The sequence below is a fragment of the Sphingobacteriales bacterium genome (genome assembly GCA_016719635.1).
Lineage (GTDB): Bacteria > Bacteroidota > Bacteroidia > Chitinophagales > JADIYW01 > JADJSS01.
Genome location: JADJYT010000007.1, coordinates 128,709 through 150,105, shown reverse-complemented (window position 1 = coordinate 150,105; position 21,397 = coordinate 128,709). Strand labels below are relative to the sequence as shown.

General features: G+C 43.2%; 13 protein-coding genes. 4 read left to right on the top strand and 9 right to left on the bottom strand.

Annotated elements, in window-relative coordinates:
- Positions 1–57 precede the first annotated feature (57 nt).
- Both IPM95_11770 and IPM95_11765 read left to right on the top strand, forming a co-directional pair.
- Positions 58–1,209 (top strand): alpha/beta fold hydrolase, encoded by a 1,152-nt coding sequence (locus tag IPM95_11770; GenBank protein MBK9329952.1) that lies wholly within the window; start codon positions 58–60, stop codon positions 1,207–1,209.
- Positions 1,210–1,291: 82 nt separating this feature from the next.
- Positions 1,292–1,510 carry a hypothetical protein gene (locus IPM95_11765; protein ID MBK9329951.1) on the top strand — a complete coding sequence of 73 codons (219 nt, stop codon included), beginning with the start codon at positions 1,292–1,294 and terminating at the stop codon, positions 1,508–1,510.
- An 81-nt stretch (positions 1,511–1,591) separates the two neighbouring features.
- Here the strand turns inward: IPM95_11765 and ybeY are convergent, their stop codons facing one another.
- The 6 genes from ybeY to deoC all read right to left on the bottom strand — a co-directional run bounded on the left by ybeY (position 1,592) and on the right by deoC (position 9,244).
- Complete coding sequence (gene ybeY / locus IPM95_11760) at positions 1,592–2,020, bottom strand: rRNA maturation RNase YbeY (protein ID MBK9329950.1); 429 nt, start codon at positions 2,018–2,020, stop codon at positions 1,592–1,594.
- Between the two features lie 140 nt (positions 2,021–2,160).
- Positions 2,161–2,565: an ATP-binding protein gene (locus IPM95_11755; protein ID MBK9329949.1), complete on the bottom strand. Its 405-nt coding sequence runs from the start codon at positions 2,563–2,565 to the stop codon at positions 2,161–2,163.
- A gap of 107 nt (positions 2,566–2,672) precedes the next feature.
- Complete coding sequence (locus tag IPM95_11750; protein MBK9329948.1) at positions 2,673–5,972, bottom strand: DUF4175 domain-containing protein; 3,300 nt, start codon at positions 5,970–5,972, stop codon at positions 2,673–2,675.
- Positions 5,973–6,036: 64 nt separating this feature from the next.
- Positions 6,037–7,770 carry an ABC transporter substrate-binding protein gene (locus IPM95_11745; GenBank protein ID MBK9329947.1) on the bottom strand — a complete coding sequence of 578 codons (1,734 nt, stop codon included), beginning with the start codon at positions 7,768–7,770 and terminating at the stop codon, positions 6,037–6,039.
- A gap of 89 nt (positions 7,771–7,859) precedes the next feature.
- A complete protein-coding gene (deoD, locus tag IPM95_11740) occupies positions 7,860–8,558 on the bottom strand; it encodes a purine-nucleoside phosphorylase (GenBank protein ID MBK9329946.1) in 699 nt (232 codons plus the stop codon).
- Between the two features lie 20 nt (positions 8,559–8,578).
- Positions 8,579–9,244, bottom strand: coding sequence for a deoxyribose-phosphate aldolase (gene deoC / locus IPM95_11735; GenBank protein ID MBK9329945.1), 666 nt, complete (start codon positions 9,242–9,244; stop codon positions 8,579–8,581).
- 95 nt (positions 9,245–9,339) lie between these two features.
- On the opposite strand from deoC, the gene nadB reads away from it, so the two are divergent.
- Complete coding sequence (nadB, locus tag IPM95_11730; GenBank protein MBK9329944.1) at positions 9,340–10,935, top strand: L-aspartate oxidase; 1,596 nt, start codon at positions 9,340–9,342, stop codon at positions 10,933–10,935.
- Positions 10,936–10,947: 12 nt separating this feature from the next.
- Here the strand turns inward: nadB and IPM95_11725 are convergent, their stop codons facing one another.
- The 3 genes from IPM95_11725 to IPM95_11715 all read right to left on the bottom strand — a co-directional run bounded on the left by IPM95_11725 (position 10,948) and on the right by IPM95_11715 (position 18,051).
- Positions 10,948–12,954, bottom strand: a complete 2,007-nt coding sequence (locus tag IPM95_11725) for a caspase family protein (protein ID MBK9329943.1) — start codon at positions 12,952–12,954, stop codon at positions 10,948–10,950.
- Positions 12,955–12,975: 21 nt separating this feature from the next.
- A complete protein-coding gene (locus IPM95_11720) occupies positions 12,976–14,091 on the bottom strand; it encodes a M48 family metalloprotease (protein MBK9329942.1) in 1,116 nt (371 codons plus the stop codon).
- A 177-nt stretch (positions 14,092–14,268) separates the two neighbouring features.
- Positions 14,269–18,051 carry a PKD domain-containing protein gene (locus tag IPM95_11715; GenBank protein ID MBK9329941.1) on the bottom strand — a complete coding sequence of 1,261 codons (3,783 nt, stop codon included), beginning with the start codon at positions 18,049–18,051 and terminating at the stop codon, positions 14,269–14,271.
- Positions 18,052–18,205: 154 nt separating this feature from the next.
- On the opposite strand from IPM95_11715, the gene carB reads away from it, so the two are divergent.
- Entirely contained in the window at positions 18,206–21,022 is a 2,817-nt protein-coding gene (carB, locus tag IPM95_11710; GenBank protein MBK9329940.1) for a carbamoyl-phosphate synthase large subunit, read from the top strand.
- The last annotated feature ends 375 nt before the right edge of the window (positions 21,023–21,397 follow it).

Below are 21,397 nucleotides of genomic sequence, written 5' to 3'. Positions count from 1 at the left end.
ACTGAAAAGGTTGAACCATTCACTATATTTTATGCATTTCAATTATTAGATTTGACTATGAAAAGATTTCCCGCTTTTTTACTGCTTTTTCCGGCATTGTTCATCATCCTATCCTGTCAGAAAAATGACACTCCGGTTAAAGACGGCATCCTTCCCATCGTTTTTGTACATGGCTATTCCGGAAGTGGGGATTCCTACACCAAGATGATAGAGTATTTCAGGGCGAACGGGTATCCCGCCAACAAATTATATACCTACGACTGGAATACGCTCGACTTGCAGAGTGCCCCCAAAAACACGAAACCACTGAGAGATTTTATACTGGATGTACTTAAGAAAACCGGATATGATAAAGTGAACCTGATAGGCCATTCTTTGGGCGGCTCACTCACCTTTAACTATTGCAGTAACACGGAATATGCCGGCTCCGTCAACCGGCTGGCATGGCTGGCTCCCTATCTGAAAGACAGAACCAAAATTCCCGATTCGGCGATTCCAACGCTGAACCTCCGCAGCAATGCGGACTATGTGGTGACGGATACCAGTACTATTCCTTTTGCTGTGAATCGGGTCATCCCCGATAAGGATCATAATGAAATTGCATCCTGCAAAGAATCTTTTGCAGAGATCTTTACATTCTTTAATGACGGCAAAGAACCGGTGACGACCATTCCGGAAGACGACCGTATTCTGATTTCCGGCAAAGTAGTCAGTTTTCTGGAAAATGCCGTAGGCTCCGGCAATACGATTGAAATTTACGAAGTAAGCGCAAACGACGGAACACGACTGTCAACAACGCCCGTCAGTATGCTGCACACGGACGCCAAAGGATATTACTCCGAATTTGCCGCAAAGAAAGACACCTACTACGAGTTCGAAGTTTCCACCGGCAGGGCTGCCGACCGCCCTATTCACTTTTATTTTGAGCCGTTCAAAAATTCCAGTCATGTGATTTATCTGCGCACCTTCCCGCCGCAAAGCAGTTTTCTAGAAATGAATACGCTGGCGTACTTTATGTACGACGAAAACAATAACAATGCCTCTGATTATACCTCCGTTGCTTTATTCAGCAGTGCGACCACTTTCAAAGGTATTGATTTTTCATTGCCGACTCCCGGATTCTCCACCTATACTTATAATGGAAGAATACTGCATACTCCGAACTGGCCTTCATCTTCAAATGGGTTGAGTGTTGCTTTATTTTATTAGATGTCCTTCCTTTTAATCGTATGCCCTTAGTCAAGACCCGCAGAAGTAACCAAAAACCAACTTTTTTAGTTATTTTAGGATTATGAAAAAGATTACGATAACGGTTCCGGACGATAAGGTGGAAGAGGTGGAAGCTTATATAAAGCAACTCATTCAGCAGTTGAATATTTCCATCCTGAAAGAAGACGAAAAACTGAAAGTGGAAGAATGGCAGCGCGATACGGTGGTAAAAGATGAATCTTCTGATGGGTATATCAGCAGTGATGAGATTGAAAAGACTTCATTCAGCAGGGAAAAGTAGTATTCTGCGTCATTGCGAACGAAGTGAAGCAATCTCATGAATGAACGATAAAGATGGCTTCGTGCCACGCCATGACGTTGCTTAATTATTATGAAATAATACCAGGCTTTCCTCTTCTTTCTGTCGCATCAGTATAGCATCTTTCTTCGTTTTATCTTTATAGCCGCACAGATGCAGTAAGCCGTGCGCCAGCACCCGGTTCAGTTCGTTTTCAAATGACACCCTGAATTTTCCTGCATTTTCTTCCACTCTTTCCAGCGAGATAAAGACGTCTCCTTCTATCTGTCCTTTTACACCCGAATTGTCAAAAGTGATGATATCGGTATAGGTATCATGGTTCAGGTAATCCATATTTATTTTCAGCAACTCCACATCCGACAGGAAAATATAATTCAATTCTTTAATGACAAATCTTTCCTTTGCAGCGATGGACTTTATCCACGGTTTCAGTTGAGCGGGTTTAAAGAAACGCGGCTTTGAAATGGTATTGAAATGAAATAAAATTGCCATTGCCGTAAAAATGAGAAAAATTCACGCAATTGAGAAATTTCGGGATACAAAGAGCGCAACTTTTTTAGGAGAAAGTTATCGTCCGATTCTTCTTAAAATCCATCAATGCGGATTCAGGTCGTAGAAAATGCTGACACATCCTACGACAAAAAGAATTTCATCTCCACGCAGGTGCCGCCTTCGCGGAAGCGCACCTCATCGGCGAGTTTACGCATCAGGAATACACCACGCCCATCGGGCTGCTCGCGGAATTCGGGTGCCGTAGGGTCCGGCAACCCGTCCGGATTGAATCCTTTGCCCTGATCGCGGACAAAAAGATTAAAGAATTGTTCGCATTTATAAGCCTCAATCTTCACTTCTTTTTTTTCATCCAGATTATTGCCATGTTCGATAGCATTGGTAACCGCCTCCACCGAAGCCAGCAGCATATTGCCGTATTGCCGCTCACTGATCTTAAACTGATCTCTCAGCGATTCAATCAGGGTTTCTACTTTAGCGATATTTTCCAGACGGGAAGAGATTTTCAATTTTACTACTTCTTGCATACAAATAGAATTAAACTATAATTAATTCAACAGGGATTTGTGTTTTAAGACATAAAGAAATGGCCTGAACTCCGGCAGACAATGAATATATACGTAAGTTTAATCAATTAGTTAACAAGTCGCAAGTACTTTTCTACTAAATTTTTGTAAAAAGGACGAAGTGACGGGGGAACCGTCTGATATATTTCGAGGGCTGATTTGCGTTTTTGAAGGTATTCTTCCAGGTTTGGTGGTAATTTTCGGGCTATTTCGATGCCTGACTTGGATTGGCGCTTCTCATCTTCCTCCTGGTCACGCTGTGCCTTATCAAACTCTAACAGCCTGGTTTGTATATCTTTATGCCTTTGCAAAGTTTCTTTGGATAATCTCTTGGTGGCCAATTGCTTCTCCACCTCGTCCATTTTTTTCATCATATCATCCACGCCGCCGCTTTCCTTCTGCTGCTGGCTCATTTTTTCTTTCATCTGGCGCAGGGCTTCTCGGATGGCAGCCTGTTTCTGTACGGCATCCGCAAAATCTTTACCCATCTGTTTCGGGTCTTTTCCTTTCTGTATGCCTTCCTGCATCTTTTGGAGTTGGTCGCCCAGTTGTTTTTGCAGTTCGCTCATAGATGGCTTTTGCCCTTCCCCTCCCGGTTTGTTACAGGAACCGCTACCCGGTTTTTTCGACTTTTGCTGCTGCTGCATATTATCCAGTGATTCGCTGAGCATCAGGGCAAGGTTATTGGTAGATGTCATCACCAGTTGCTGTGCCACACCCGTCACCGGTTTATTCCGCGCCTCCAGGTTATCCAGCGCTTTCTTCATCTCCCGGTTGAGTTTGTACATTTCGTCGGAAATAAAGGACTGTAACTGGAATTGCCGTTTGCCCAGAGTCTGTAATGTATCTTCTATTAATCTGGCATCATCCCGCAGGTCAAATTGTTTCTGCATCAGCTGGACATATTTCGGGCTTTCGGTTTCTGTCTTCTTCAGCTCATTCATCAGCTGTTCCTGATCGAATGACAGCTTCACCAGATTTTCCAGCAACTGACGAATCATCTTGATATCTTCCGCAGCCTGGTCCATCTGCATCTTGTCCAGATCATTCTTCATCTTTTGCGCCATCTTCTTCATTTTCTGTGAAGATGATTTTTGAGATTTGGACGCCTTGTCATTTTGCTTCTGCTCCAGTTCGTCACTGCTTTGCTCCATATCCTGCTTGATATCCTCGCCCTGCTCCTGGTTGCCTTTTGTGTCGAGCTTGTTATCGTTCTCCTTATTGAGTTTCTCCATCTGCTTCAGGCTTTCTCTGATGTCCTCCATTTTTTTGTTCAACTCTTCCTGTTTCTGCTGCAACTGTTCCTGTGGCGCTGAATTATTTTTGGTCTGCTCACTTAGTTTTTCCTGCTCTTTCGCGAGTTCGTTCAGCTTATCGATGGTTTCCTGTGCCTTTTGCTCCAGCTGCAATTGCTTGAACAGCTGCTGCATTTTATCCAACTCCGATTTCAAATCCTTATTGCTCATCTCCATCTTATCGAGATTCTCAAATGTGTTCTTCTGTTCCATCTTCTGCAGGATGTCTTGAATCTGTTTCATCAGGTCTTTCATCTCATCGCTCATCAGGTCTTTCATCATTTCCTGCAGTTTCTCCTGTTTTTGCAGAATTTCGTCATCGGGTTTTTTAAACTTCTCCTGATTCTTCAAGTTCTCCTCGTATTTATCTTTTATCTGTTTCAGTTCTTCCTGCAACTCATCGTGTTTTTTCCGGATCTGTTCGAGTTGTTTTTTATCCTCCCAGGACAAGATGCTCTTGGTCAGGATTTTTTCCTTCATTTCCTTAATCATAGAAGCCAGTTTCTGCGCTTCCTTCGCTGCATCGGACAAATCGGATTTAATATCTTCATTGTTTTGGAATTCCTGCTTTTCCAATTCGCGGACTGTAGGTTTGTCATAGGCAAAAGTCTGAGACTTTGCCGACTTTGGCCCGAAAACGCCATCGTTATCCCATACCTCAAAATAGTAATCCATCTTATCGCCGGGTGCTAACTGATATTTCGAGAAATCAATCTGATAATTGAAATCGGAAATGGATTTATTGGATAATGGAAGATTTTGTTTTTTGCTTTCCTTCACATTTCCTTTTTCCTCTTTTATGGAATAATGAAATTCCAGTTTTGTCAACCCATAATCATCTGCCACTGCACCGACAAAGACAGAAAAGTCCTGTTGGGAAGAATCCTGAATCTGTTCAATACTGATAGACGGAAAATTATCGGGAGTGGCGATGATGGTGAATAAAACAGAATCCCCTTTATCCACCTCTCTGTTGGAAACCAATACGGTGTATCGTGTATCCCTGATGATTCTTCTGGAATAAGTGAATTTATCCCTGCCTGTCTTTTGGGAGGAATGACTCTCCCCGTCCAGATTTATTTTTACGGCATCCGTTCCGGACGTTTCAAAATTCCAGCTAACCGTGGTGCCGGCAGGCACCACCAGGTCTCCTGTATTTTTTACGGATTCATTGGTTCTGTTGGTATAAGCAGGATAAGCCAGGTGTGTGGTAAAATTGGCAATGAGAGGCTTTTGGAGTACCCGGATCTTATATTCCTCACTATTGAAATCATTTGCCGAAAAATAAAAGGATACATCTTCCTGGACGTTAGTGAAACGGTACGAAAATTTATCGGCAGCCGTTTTCTCCATCTTATGATACTTTCCGTTTTCTGCCAGATACACTTCATTGGGAACCGTCTTTCCTTTAACGGACATCTTAATTTCCATGCCTTCGTACTGCAGCATTTTCAGCTGTTTGTTTTCCAGCACGAATTCAAATGGCGCTTTTTTGGCAAAGGTCTTATTCGGATTCAACAGGCGAGTACCACTTTCTTTCAGCACATTGGGTGCTGCAATCAGCAAAAACAACATCAGGAAAAGCGGTGGCAGCGCATACTTCAGGTATTTTTTATTTTCATTCAGGTTAACCGCTTTTGAAAACGGCACCAATTTTATGGCCTCGGACTTTTGATGGATACTGGCTTCTATCAAATCTCTGTTATAAGCGTTTTGCGACTGCTGCTTCAGCTGCAATATGTTCAGCAGCCTATCTTTCACATCCGAGAAGTGTTTTCCAATAATGGCAGCCGCCTGTTCATGCGAAATCTGTTTGCCCAACCGCAGGTAATGTAAAAGCGGAATCACCACATAGTAAACGAGTGCGGTCAGGGATGTCAATACAAAACAAGCCAGCAGCAACTTCCGGACAGCAGATGAAAAATAAAGCTGGTATTCGAACAAAGAAATGAAGAGGTAAAATCCCAAAAGCAATCCGACACACAGCAAACTGCCTCGCAGCAATTTATTCAGATAATATTTTCTGATAAATGCGTCTAATTTCTGAAGGAGCAGGTCGTAATTGGTATTCATGCCGAAGCTAAAAATAGCGAATAGTTAGGCTATCCGCTATGAAAATTTGTTATTTAATTTTAAATCACTTCCCTTTCACCGGGACGAAATATACTTCGGAGAAATCACGTTGTTCCATCGCATTTTGCGGGCAATTGCGCACATTCGGCTGCAAGAGCCTGAAATCGATGTCATAATAGGTCGGCAATATTACCGCATCATCGATTACCTGCTGGTCGGCTTTCGTATATAATGCATTTCGTTTGGTTTCATCCACCGTCGCAATCGCCTCGTCAAAATAGGTATCAAAAGCCTTGTTCTTGTATCGGAATGAATTGATATATGTTTTCTCATTGATATCCGCCGGAACGTATTTGCTGTGAAAGAGGTTCAGGAAATTTTCCGCATCGGGATAGTCTGCAATCCATCCTAATCGGTAAAAATCGGTCTTTGCCGCTTCCACCGCTTCTGTATGCTGGGCCCACGGAATAATCAGCAGATCCACCTGAATACCCAATGTTTCCTCTATCATCTTCTTCAGGGCTTCTGCCACCTGCGAGTTGCGCGAACCGCCTGAATTGAGCTCAAGGGTTACTTTCGGGAACCCCTTTCCTTTCGGGTATCCGGCCTTTGTCAGGTATTCCTGCGCTTTAGCGGCGTCATAGGTGAATCCGTTGACTGTTTTAGAATCGAATGTGCCCGTACCTGGAGGGACCGTGCCGTATTTGGCCGGAAAGCCGGTTCCCTTGAGTGTAAAGTCACACAACTTCTGCCGGTCAATGGCATAACAAAACGCCTTCCGAACATACACATTGTTGAAAATTTTTCCCTGATGCTGGAAGCCATAATACTGCAATGACATCGAAGGCAGGTATTGCAGCTGAAACTGTTTATACTCCGGCTTCAGGTTCTTTTTGAAGTCAACAATCTCATCAATCATTTCTAACGGGAATTTATAGACTAAATCACTGTTGCCTTTTTTAAATTCCATCAGTTCATTTTTCTTTTCCTTCACATAGGAGACGCGGATGGCATCCAGGTAAGGCAGCTGATTGCCAAATTCATCCTTACCCCAGTAATTCGGGTTACGTGCGAGAAAAGTCACCTGATTATCCTTGTTGATTTTCAAATAAAAAGGGCCGGTCCCGACGCAATGCAAGCGCATTTCCGTTCCATATTTTTCTTCTGCCTCGTGCGGGTATATCTTTGCAAATATGAGTCCGAGTCGGGCTAAGAATACGGCATAGGGCTTTTCCAGCTCTATCTCAATCGTATAATCATCAATAATCTTAACGCCGCTGACACCGGTTGCAGGTACGATTTTTTGTGCAGTCAACGAATCATATTCGGCGGCACCTTTTACCACATCTTTAAAAATCCAGTATCCCTGATTGTCGGCAGGGTTATGATAACATAATCTATCTAGGCAGTATTTGACATCGGCTGCTTTTACTTCCCTGCCTTTTCCGTCCGGGAAACATGCATCGTCGTGAAACTTCACTCCTTTGCGCAGATAGAACGTATATTTCGTACCGGATGGGTCGATATCCCATCTTTCTGCCAATGCCGGAACGACGGCCAAGGAGCTGTCATCAAACGTAACCAACCCTTCATAAATTTGTTCGCACAATCTGTGGGCCGTCACTTCCGTAATGTTGAGCGGATACAAAGATTTAAAATATTCTTCTTCATTGTAACGGAAAGTGCCGCCGTAATACCTGCTGCCGTTGGCTTCCCGCAACTTAAATTCGCGTTTATTTTCACCGCCACAGGAAATCATGACTAAAGAGCAAAAGAAGTAGAATATCTTTTTATGCATATTGAAAGAATTGAAACGATTTATGCTGACAAAAATAGGAATATTTAATGGAAGAACAGTTTTAATAAGCAAAAAGCATGATATGTCCGCTAAAGGGTATTCAATGCAATTTTCACCATATCATTAAACGATCCCTGACGCTCTTCCGCAGAAGTAGATTCATGTGTAACCAGACTATCGCTGATGGTAAATATTGCCAGTGCATTTGCCTTGTACTTTGCCGCAATGGTATAGAGGGCGGCTGTTTCCATTTCCACGCACAATACCCCGTATTTAGCCCATTTTTTATAATAGTCCGGGTCTTCATCATAAAATTCGTCGGATGACAATATATTTCCTGTTTTTACGGAAATATTCAATTCCTGCGCAGCATGATGGGCCTTTAACAGCAATTCAAAATTTGCCGTAGGAGCAAAATCCGCACCGCTGAATTTATTCCAATTGACCGCCGAATTGGTGCTGGCGGCCAATGCCATGACAATATCTTTTACATGTACATCTTCCTGTAAGGAACCGGCTGTACCGATTCTAATCAGATTCTTTACGTTGTATTCCCGTATGAGCTCGTTGACATAGATGGAAATGGAAGGGATGCCCATGCCTGTTCCCTGTACGGAGATGCGTTTCCCATTATAATAACCTGTATATCCAAGCATGCCTCTTATCTCGTTGTAACAAATGACATCCTGTAAGAATGTTTCCGCTACATGTTTTGCCCTCAGCGGGTCGCCCGGCAACAAAATGGTTTCTGCAATCTCTCCCTTTTTGGCTCCAATATGTATACTCATTTCACTTTATTCTTTATCTTTTAATAATTTCCTTCCATTCCTTTTTGTCCGGTTACAATCTGTATGCCATTGCTGGTACCGATTCTGGTAACGCCCATGTCAATATATCTTTTTGCCGTTTCGTAATCCCGTATACCGCCGCTTGCCTTGATTTGTATACTGCCCTTCGTAACAGATTTCATTAATATAACATCTTCTATCGTTGCTCCGCCGGGTCCAAAACCCGTTGATGTTTTGACAAAATCAGCGCCGGCGTTTACAGTTAGCTGTGTGGCAATCTTCTTTTCTTCGTCTGACAGATAACACGTTTCGATGATGACTTTTAAGGTGTTTTTGCCAATTGTCTGTTTTACCATTCTGATCTCTGATTCGACTTCCGAATGCTTACCGGATTTCAGCAAACCGATATTGATGACCATATCCACCTCCTCCGCTCCGTCAGCAACAGCATTTTTTGCTTCTTCTGTTTTAGATTTATTCGACATGGCGCCTAACGGAAATCCAATTACGGCTGCAATCTTAACACCCAGTCCGGCTAATGATTCCTTGCACAGCGGCACATAACAACTGTTTACACATACTGCATAAAAACCATATTCTGCAGCTTCTTTGCATATTTGAAGAATATCGTCTTCTGTAGCGGCAGCCTTTAATAAGGTATGATCGATATAGCGGGAAATAGGCATCATTCTGTTTTTGAAATTACAAATATCTGAATACTGCAGAACAATTTGGCATTTTTAGTTGTATTTCGTACAGCGTAAATCCTTAATTTTACATCATGACAGATATTTTAGTAATTGGCTCCGGCATCGCCGGGCTTACATTTGCCCTTAAAACGGCAGAACAATTTCCGGATAAGAAGATCCTCATCCTGACAAAAGCCAGCGAAGACGAAAGCAATACCAAATATGCGCAGGGAGGCATCGCGGTGGTAACCGATTTTTTAAAAGACAACTTCGACAAACACATTCAGGATACCCGGATTGCCGGAGACGGCCTGTGCAACCAGGAAGTGGTGGAGATCGTTATACAGGAAGGGCGCGAACGGGTGAATGAATTAATTTCCTGGGGTACCCGTTTCGACAAGAGCGACGGGGGAGATTACAAACTGGGCAAAGAGGGAGGCCACTCCGAATTCAGGGTGCTGCACCACAAGGATATCACCGGATGGGAAATCGAGCGGGCATTACTTGAGCAAGTGCACCAGTCCAAAAACATTGAAATATCCCAACATCACTTTGTAATTGATTTGATCACACAGCACCACCTTGGCCGGATTATCACCAGAGTGACACCGAATATACAGTGCTATGGCGCATATGTATTAAATAAACAAACGAATCAGATAGAAAAGATAGAAAGCAAAGTGGTGGTGCTGGCATCGGGCGGTTTTGGACAAATCTATCGCGCGACCACCAATCCGAATATCGCCACCGGAGACGGTATCGCCATGGTGTATCGGGCTAAAGGACGGGTGGCAAATCTGGAATTTGTACAGTTTCATCCAACAGCCTTATACGAGCCGGGAGTAAGTCCCAACTTCTTAATTACAGAAGCGGTGCGTGGCGACGGGGGCATTTTGAAAACAAGAGATGGAAAAGAGTTCATGTCCCTGTATGACGAACGAGGCTCCCTGGCGCCAAGGGATATTGTAGCCAGAGCAATAGACAATGAAATGAAAAAGAGTGGTGAAGACAATGTGTTTCTCGACTGTCGCCACATGGACAAAGACAACTTCCTGCATCATTTTCCGAATATTTATGAAAAATGCAAATCCATCGGTATTGATGTTTTTAAAGATATGATTCCGGTAGTACCGGCGGCACACTATGCCTGCGGTGGAATTAACGTAGACACCTATGGACGAACCTCCATTAAGAACTTATATGCCTGCGGAGAGTGCAGCAATACCGGCCTCCACGGCGCCAACCGCCTAGCCAGCAATTCATTATTAGAGGCGGTGGTTTTCGCGCACCGGATATTTCTGGATGTGTGTGAACGGCTGGACACTATTGAATTTTCCGGCGAAAATTTTCCGGAATGGAATGCGGATGGCACGAGCGACCCGAAGGAGATGGTCATCATTACCCAGAGTATCAAGGAACTCAAAGATATCATGAGTAACTATGTGGGCATTGTGCGCAACAACGGACGGTTAAAACGTGCGCAGGAAAGGCTATATCTGCTTTTCAAAGAAACGGAAGAGCTGTATGAAACGACGACCATTTCCCCGCAGTTGCTGGAGCTCCGGAACATGATTACCATCGGCTATCTGATTACCCGCAGTGCCATGCTGCGTAAAGAGAGCCGGGGATTACACTATACGACAGACTATCCGAACCATGCTAATGTAGAAGAGGAGACGATGTTGTAAGAGCAGTCGTTTTTATCTGCTCTTTGGTGCAAAATTCAGCCACCCTCTTCTGCTGGCTTTATATTGAAACCACTTAACAAAAACAGAAGCAACCTGCATATTGTAAGGACTAAAAGCATATGATTTTTCCGGGGTAAAGGTGTGCCCGGGGTTAATCCTCATCTTTCCTGCATTTTCATTGCTTCCTGTCATTACCAGATTAAACGGCACCGGTTTAATCATTTTAGAAAAACGGATACTGGATAATTTTACGTAATTGTTTGAGACATTATTCATCAGGTCTTTATAGATGGCACAGTACAAAGACACATCTGCCTTTTCAGGATTATCCACAATCATAAAATTCTGATTCTGCTCGCATTCCTTCCTGATCTGATTGGTTAATATTGCCGGCACAGGCAGGTAAATAAAATAATTCTGTCCTGAACATAGTTTCCGGATGACTGCTGCTGACGGGTTCGGTTTGGTAATCTTCTTTTTTGTCTTACCATCCACATATGTCATGCTTTTCCCATTATTGCTGATATAAATCTTAGAGCAGGTACTGTCTGACTTTTCATACGGCAGAAAATGTGAATCCCGCAGCAATGGTTTTATCAGTTTCCTGCAGAGCGTATCCAGCCGGCCTAACGTGCAACCTTCTCCGGGTATATATATCTTAAGCAATGCTTTTTTCGATTTAGCATACCAGTCTTTCACGACAAACGTATCGCCCGGGCTGACAAATATCCCGCTGCCGTTTGTTATCCGGGCAATTGAAGAATCCTCGTTTATAAACTCCATAATCTCTGCAGTGATGGATGGCCTGTCTTTATGAGCGAGCAAATTTCCGATGCTCAGCCCTGAAAGCAACCCCTTGTTAAACACCATCATTTGATCAGAAATCCGTTCACATCTCATTGTAAAAACATTCTGAATAACGGATGTATCCACTCCCAGAAGATTCTGATGCTGCCTTACGGGCGATGTGCTCAGTTGGGGTGTCTGGATAACGTACTGATCGGTAAGCTGGCTTTTTATTTTCTGGAAAACCTCTGTCATCGCTGCTTTTGCCGGTGATTCTTTAAATACATTGATCAGCGCTTTCGTCAGGACGCCGTGCCGGACCCCCGACTCATCTGCCTTTTCCGCTGCCTTTTGCCTGTCATTGGTGGCCGACAAAAATAAAAACTGAGAGTTTGGTTTTTCTGATGGTGGATTAGCTGGAAAAAATTCATACCGAAAATCCCAAACAGAATTTCCGGGCATATCGCTTCTGTAAGCAGCGTAGTCTTTAAAATCTATTCCCCTGTATTTTTCGCCTGATAGCTCAACCGGCAGTAATGGCGTGGAAATAGTATTTAAAAAGCTATTGTCTTTCAGTTTTATCGGTGCATATTTACTTTCTTCGTTTACCGCATCTTCTTCATTTTCTGCAGTCAGGTCAAACAGCACCGCATTTTCCTGCCGATTCGCAGCTTCTTTGTACATATCATTTTTTTTGCCGGTTGTCCCAAAGCTGAAACAACAGTCAAACACCACCGTAAGTATTATCTTTTTGTCAACGAATTTGTTAAACTTATTGGCAAGCGCAGAAGTCTGGACAGAGGCGTTCTTTTCGCCGGTAAAAATATCGGAAGGACAAATCACCTCCGCAGTAGCATACTCTGATTTGCCATATTTATAAGACATTCCATGTCCGGAATAATACACAAAAACGATGTCTGCCGTATCACTGCGACTCAACAGGGAATCCAGTCCGGCCAATATGTTCTGTCTGGTTGCCAGAGAATCATATATTTCAGTGATTTCATTTTCTTTGAATCCAAACCGGGCTGTCAGTAATTCCTTTATCGATTTGGCGTCGTTAATGCAACCTTCCAGGCTATTGACAGAATCAATCACCGTTCTGTCTTTTTCTTTTTTATAATACTTATTGATACCTATCAGCAATGCATGTCTGGATTGAGCGGACAGGTACAAACTGGTTACACATAATATCAACAATAAGATATACCGTTTTACAGACACTGTATTCATTCTTTGTGTCATTGATTGTTTTTAAGGATTCTCCAGCGGATTGCTGTTTATCATCTCTTCGTACACGATATATATCTGGCCATCACCCGGATGCTTATATAGTTTCAGCAGTTTTTCACCGATGTCTCCGTACAAATCACAATGCCAGCGTTGTGTAAATTTCAGTGTGATGCCGTTTAAATCCTTATCAACTATATTGATATTGTGAACCGACACATTCAGGTTTTTGGCCTGACCGTATGTTTTCTTCCGTGCTTTTAACCATTGTTCCTGGTTGCAATATTTTGTCCCCGCCGCACCTTCTGTGTATACTCTTCTTATTCCCTGAAATTGTGTCGAATAATAGTTTGAATAGTTTTCAAACAGGTTCTTATTCTGATATGTTATCCAGTTACTGAAGAAACTATCTAATTCACTTAGAGAAATACTCAAAACCATTGTATCGGGTATGCTCGATTTATCTTGCTCTGCAATGGAGGAATCTTTCATTTCCGATGCTTTCATCCACCCATCTGATATGGCTCCTATCCTGTTATTCTTTGCTGGATGTGATTCCGTCTCTCTTTCATCTCCCAATAATTCCATTGCTACCAGGGCTTGTTCTCTGGTTGCACCCATCTTGCCCAGTATAAATCCTGAAAATCTGTCTGCCTCGAGTTCATTGATGCGTGCGTTGCTGTTGTTCATTAATGTGTGCCCTGATAAATGATGCGCCACTTCATGTGCCAGTATACTTATCACCGACCAATTCGTGTTTGTTACCTGTTTAACGCTGTCCAGAAATTCTTTGTTATAGACAATAAACCGGTTGTTTTCCAGTCCGTCAATAAAAGCACAGGCATTACTCACACTGTCTGAAATCCAGACGGAGAAATGCGCAGGCAATCCCGTAAACTCCATAATTCGATTCAATTCAGTTTCCGTTTCGGTATCTGCCGGAACCCCTTCAAATAAGCCGCTCATGACGGTACCTATGAAACTGCAGGAAGGACCAATCAGAAACTGCGCAGTATCCTCTTTCTTGAGCAATGTTGAATTAAAAACAACAGGCTTTTCCGATTCTGCATTTTTATGCTGCTTATGGTACAGCAGCAAAATCCAGCATGTTAAAATGATAATGATGAAATTCTTTGCCATGCTTTTTAAACTAAAAGACTTTTTACGAGAACTACACTTTCCTTCGGAAGCTGCAATACAGAAAGAGGAAGTTGAATTATACTGTATTAAATGTACGGATTATATTCATAGATAATACTGGCTCTTCGGGATTTATCATCCCAAAGCAACGTAATAAATATAGTTTTATCTTATTTTTTATCTCAATAATGTAAATGCCCCTTTCACAGAAAAAGGCTTATTGTCTTTCTTAATACCATCCGCTACATACATATAACTATCCATCGGACAGGGTGTTCCTTTATAAGTGCCGTCCCAGCTTTTGGATAAATCGGTTGTTTCAAAGACCAATTCGCCCCATCGGTTGTATATGCGCAGGAAATAAGAAGCTACATTCACAGGAATAAAATTGAAAAGATCATTAAACCCATCGTTGTTCGGCGAAAATGCCGTAGGGATATAGATATCACAATTGAGCACGATCCGGGCTGAATCGGAACTTTTACATCCCGATTTAAAACCTGTAAATACCACCGGTGATTCCGAACCATCAATAGTCGTCGGATTCACGGTGGTGCCGTTGCTCCAGAAAACACTGTCGTAGGTCCCTTCTGCCATTACACTTCTCTGTTCCCCCGGACACATGATGATGCTGTCATCCAGTGTTATCCGCGGCAATGGCAGAACGCTAAAGGTTCTGGATACGCTGTCTGTCCCACAGTTTTTATTTTGCACAATTAAGCGGATGATGAAATTCCCCTCTGCAATATAGGTATGAACAGGATCTTTGAGTATAGAATTTTTTCCATCCCCGAATAGCCACGAATAATCTATGTTATCTCCTTTAGAACTGTCAAAAAACTGTGCGGGACTCCGAAAACATACGGAAGCAGGAATTATCATGTCAGGAATAAATGTATCACGCAGGGATAAAATCCTGTTGAACGTATCCTTACATCCCGAGTTCGTCGTTACAATAAGTTGTACGTCGTAATTCGTTATCTGATTCAGATTAAACAAAGGCTCTTTCTGCTGTGATGCAAATGCACCGCCGTTGATTTTCCAGTTGTGCTGTACGATGCTGTCAGGTGCAGCTGCCGCAGACGTATTGATGAATGCAGTTGGTTTGTTGCTGCAATATTTATCGGTAGCAAAATCTGCAATCGGTTTTGGTTTAATAACTAAGGTCGTGGCAGCAGAATTGGTACAGCCATTTTTAAACACGCTGATGGCAATCGGATTCTTACTTCCGTTCACCAGAATACTATTTGTTGCTTCATTGGTATTCCAACGCAGGGAATCGTATTGATTGGGGACAGAGAGAACCGCAACACTTCCGTTACACAACGGAAGATTTGACGGTAAAAAAACTGACGGTTTGGATTTGATGATAATATTCTTTTCAATAGTGTCTTTCCCGCAAACGGCATGATTGACGATTAACCTTACCGGAAATGTTCCGTCCAGCGGGTAGGTAAAGGATGGATTGGTGGCGGTAGAAGTCGAGTTGGCGGCATCACGGAAGAACCAATTGAAGCCGGTATAATTGCCTGTAGAAGTATTGGTGAACTGCACAGGGCTAAGCTGACAGTTGCTTCCAGGAAACGTAAAATCGGGTTTCAGCGAGTCTATAACGGAGATATTTTTAACAACAGTATCCCTGCATCCGAAATCTGATACGGCAATCAGCTGCACGTTATAATTATTATTATTTGGATATATGGTAACGGGATTCACATTAGTGGAGTCAATGCTGCTGTTTCCAAAATCCCAGTATACCTTCGGAATGCTGCCGCCCGATATGGTAGATTGATTCGTGTATAAGGCCTTAATACCATAACATACCTGTCGCAAGCTAAAATCTGCATTAGGTTTAGGTTTTAGTTGGAGGCTGGTGCTTGCAAAGGCTGAACATCCGTTTTTATGTACATCCACCCGAATTGGATTAACACTTCCGTTCACACTAATGCTGCCTGTCGTCTGATTCGTATTCCATCGAATGGAATCGAATGTATTGGGAACAGTCAGCATACCAGTCGTCCCATTGCAGAAGGAAAAACTGGCCGGCAGACTCACCGTTGGCTTTTGTTTAATGATAATATTCTTTTGGATACTGTCTTTGCCGCAAATCGCGTGGTTAACAACCAGCTTCACCGGAAATATGCCATCGAGCGGATAGGTAAAGGTCGGGCTTATGGCAGTTGAAATGGAATTGGCGGCATCCCCGAAATGCCAGGTATAGCCTGTAAAGTTTCCGGTAGATGTATTCGAAAACTGAACGGCGCTTAGCTGACAGTTATTGGCAGGAAACGAAAAATCGGGCTTTAAGGAATCTATAATGGAGATATTTTTGACAACAGTATCCCTGCATCCATTGTTGGAAACCGCAATCAGCTGCACATTGTAATTGCCATTGCCGGCATAAGTGGTGGTTGGGTTAATATTCACAGAATCGATCATCCCGTTTCCAAAATGCCAATAGTATTTTGAAATCGTTCCGCCGCTGATGGTGGTCAGGTTGGTGTATAATGCGCTGATGCCATAACAGACCTGCCTCAGGCTGAAATCGGCAATCGGGCCGGGAGCAATCGTTAATGGTTTACTCACTGTACCCAGGCAACCTCTTAATGTCACTACTTTCAGAGCAATGGGATACGTTCCCGGAACGGTAATAACAGCAGCCGTATTTTGGGTAAAGACACTATCCGCTCCAACCTTCCATCGCCATTGATTGATGTCATTTAGTTCGGAAAAGGACGCATCTGTCAGTGTTACTTTTACACCGGCACAAACATTATTCTGGCTCATTACAAAATCAGGTGTCACCTTTGGATTGAGCTTTATGTACATTCTGCCCGTATCCGCACAATCCGTTCCCCTGTTGGTAATTAAGGTAATCTTGTAAACACCGGTATCCGTATAGGTGAAAGTGGGATTTTTCAAATCAGAAGTATCGTCCATCCTTCCTGTTATACCAAAATCCCAAAGCTGGTTTAGAACGGTTCCGGTAGTCAAATTCTGGAAATCAATCGTTTTAGACGAACAAAAGACATAGGTAGAATCATTGATCTTCCCAATGGATCCGGGGTCCAGTATTGCTGCTGGATTTGCTTCCGGAATTTTACAGTCCGTTACATTGAACTGAAAATCCCGGATGGTCTGCCCAATAAGTACATTGTTTCGGAATTCATTGACACAAACCCCCACGATATACAATCCTACGGTGCTGGCAGTAACTTTCAGCTGTCCTGTTGCGGCATTTATGGTAATCGGGACACCAAATCCCAAGGGGGTATTAAAACTAAAACCGAGTCCATATGGGATATTCGGATAAGGAGGAAAACTAGCCTGTATAGGTGCGGGGTCTGTGATATCCGCCCCTTGCTTAGGAGCACAAAGCTCATAAGTAAGCACATCACCATCCGGATCGGTCGCAGAGAAATCAAATGTGGACTCCTGGTTGACGCAAATAAAATTCGGAGCCGTATTATCAAAGGAAGGTGAGCTGTTACAGGATGCTGTTGATATAGGTGGAATTATTAATTCATAGGTACTGCCAAAGTTTCCGGCATTGGGCACATTGGAAATGCCGGGGTTTCTGCAACACCGCTGGTACACCAATCTTATACCATTTGCAGGAACGCTCAGTGTAGCAGTTCCTCTGTATAACAGTTTATCTACACAAACCGGCGGTGCCTGAAAACAGGGTGTGCTCGGCGGAACGGGAATACGGGCGGAGGATATCTGCGGAATCGTAAAGGTAGAAATGAATGCACCGGTATTTTTATCAAAGACGGTAATAAAAGATTCAATATCCAGATTATTATTCGTACTGTTACAATTCCTGTAGATAACTAACGATATCTCATAGTTGCTGCCTCCCAGGCATTTATAACTGAACTCCCCGCCCATCAAGTGGTCGCTAAAAGCCGGTTTGCTGAACAGCAGCAACAGCATTAAAAACGGGATATTTCTTCTCATAAAACAAAAATAATCAAAAAATTACGTGTATAATAAATAATTAACTTCTTCATACATCATTTTGTTGCATCAAATAACCATTCTATAACAAAAAATCTCACTGCTTTCTTCTTATCACTTCTTACTTTTATTATCTTTGTCAAACTTTCCCAAAATGCCAAGAGACACTTCGATTCAATCCGTGCTGATCATCGGCAGCGGACCTATCATCATTGGACAGGCTTGTGAATTTGATTACTCCGGTTCCCAGGCTGCCCGTTCCCTTCGTGAAGAAGGTATTGAAGTGTCGCTTATCAATTCCAATCCGGCCACCATCATGACGGATGAAGTGACGGCAGACCATATTTATCTCAAACCATTAACCATAGACTCCATCAGCGACATCCTGGAAGAGCGCAAAATTGATGCCGTTTTACCCACCATGGGAGGACAAACAGCCTTGAACCTTTGTAAAGAAGCCGCTGAGATTGGGTTGTGGGAAAAATATAACGTACGTGTAATCGGGGTGGATTTACAGGTAATCGAAACGACGGAGAACAGAGAAGAGTTCAGAAAATTTTGTGTGGAGCTGGGCTTAGGGGTGGCTCCTTCTTTCGTTGCCAACTCTATGCTGGAAGGAAAAGAAGCCGCCCAAAAGATAGGTTATCCGTTGGTTATCCGTCCATCCTATACATTGGGTGGTTCGGGCGGAGGATTCTGCCACAAAGCGGAAGAGTTTGAGGTGATGCTGGCAAATGGCCTGAAAGCATCTCCCATCCACGAAGTATTGGTGGAAAAAGCTGTATTGGGATGGAAAGAATTTGAACTGGAATTATTGCGCGACGCCAATGACAGCGTCGTGATCATCTGTACGGTAGAAAACCTGGACCCGATGGGCGTTCATACGGGCGACTCCATCACCGTCGCACCGGCCATGACCTTACCGGATCCTGTTTTTCAGGAAATGCGTAATCAGGCGCAGAAAATGATGCGTGCACTTGGAAATTTTGCCGGAGGCTGCAATGTGCAGTTTTCCGTGAATCCGGAAACGGAAGAAATCATTGTCATTGAAATCAACCCTCGGGTATCGCGCTCATCGGCGTTGGCGTCCAAAGCCACCGGCTATCCGATAGCCAAAATTGCCGCCAAGTTAGCGATTGGTTATAATCTGGATGAATTAAACAATCAGATTACCAAAACCACTTCGGCCTGCTTTGAGCCTGCATTAGACTATGTGATTGTAAAAATCCCGCGCTGGAATTTTGATAAATTTTACGGCTGTGATTCCACCCTTGGCCTCCAGATGAAATCCGTCGGGGAAGTGATGGGTATCGGCAGAAATTTTGCCGAAGCCCTGCAAAAAGCCTGTCAGTCGCTGGAAAATAACAAGGTGGGCCTGGGTGCGGACGGCAAAGGATTATCCAAGACAGAAGAGATACTGGGCAGCCTGCAGCATCCGAGCTGGGACAGAATCTTTAAAATTAAAGATGCCATCTACTTAGGTGTTCCTTTGCACACCATCCAAAAGCTGACCGGCATAGACAACTGGTTTCTGATGCAGATTCAGGAACTGGTGAAACTGGAAAAAGAGATCCAAAAATATTCCCTCCATAACATTCCTAAAGAACTCCTTGTAAAGGCGAAAAAGAAAGGCTATTCGGATGTGCAGTTGGCATTCTTGCTGGGCAGAATAGAAGAAGATGCCGTTTATGAGAAACGAAAAGAATTGGGTATCCGGCGTGTCTATAAAATGGTGGACACCTGTGCTGCGGAGTTTGAAGCGAAAACGCCTTATTACTATTCTTCTTTCGATACGGAGAACGAAAGCCATGTTTCCGACAAAAAGAAAATCATCGTATTAGGTTCCGGCCCCAACCGTATCGGCCAGGGTATTGAATTCGATTATTGCTGTGTGCATGGTTTGCTGGCCATCAAGGAAGTGGGCTATGAAGCCATTATGGTAAATTGTAATCCCGAAACGGTCTCCACCGATTTTGATATCGCCGATAAACTTTATTTCGAGCCGGTGTTTTGGGAGCATCTGTGGGAACTCATCGAACATGAAAAACCGGATGGGGTCATTGTGCAGCTGGGCGGACAGACGGCATTGAAACTTTCCAAGAAATTACACGAAAGAGGCATTAGGATCATTGGCTCTTCTTTTGACAGCATGGATATCGCCGAAGACCGCGGACGTTTCTCCGATTTGCTGAAAGAACTGGAGATTCCTTATCCGGATTACGGCACCGCCACCGATGCGGATGAGGCATTGGCCGTAGCGAATAAGGTAGGCTATCCCGTATTGGTAAGACCAAGTTATGTATTGGGCGGGCAGCGCATGCGAATCGTCATTAACGATGCGGAATGTGAAACATCTGTCATCAATCTGTTAAAAGACATTCCGGATAATGTCATTCTGATTGACCATTTCTTAGACCGCGCGAAAGAAGCGGAAATCGACGCGATTTATGACGGGGAAACCGTCCGCATCATGGGTGTGATGGAACACATCGAACCGGCAGGTATCCATAGCGGCGACAGTAACTCGGTATTGCCACCCTTCAGCTTAGGGCCGATTCTCATCGAAACGATGAAACACTATGCTGAAAAATTGTGCAAAGCGTTGGAAATTCGCGGATTGATTAATATTCAGTTTGCCATCAAGGGCGACAAGGTGTATGTGATAGAGGCGAATCCGCGTGCATCGAGAACCACACCGTTCATATGCAAGGCTTACCAGATACCTTACTTAAATATTGCCACCAAGGTGATGATGGGTACGCACAAGCTGAAAGACTTTACGTTTAAAGAAAAACTGACCGGTTATGCCATCAAGGAGCCTGTATTCTCGTTTGATAAATTCCCGAATGTAAACAAGGAATTAGGCCCTGAAATGAAATCCACCGGCGAGGCAATTTACTTCATCAAGGATTTATTCGACCCGTATTTCAGGCAGTTGTACAAGGATAAGAGCATGTTCCTGAGCAGGTAGCGTCATGCTAATTTATTTATTTTACGTTAGAGTTAAATGAAGTATTTATGTATAGTTGTTTTATTTTTTTCTTCCAAACTATGTCTCTCACAGGATTGTGTTTATGTCGTTCATCCTCTATATAGGAATCTTTAGAAAAATTTGATGCAACTAATACTGAACAAGATTATTATCAATTACAAGCAATATCACCTAAAAGAGTAAAATCAGTAATTTATCCAAAAGATTGTATTGTAGAAGGGTTTTGACTTTTGGTTAATAACAGAAGATGAAGAATCTCCCATTGGGGTCTGCAGCGGCAAAGATTGGGTGTTTAACGGACCAATTCGTTCATTTACATAAAATTAAAAACCAAATAATAATATCCTTCACACA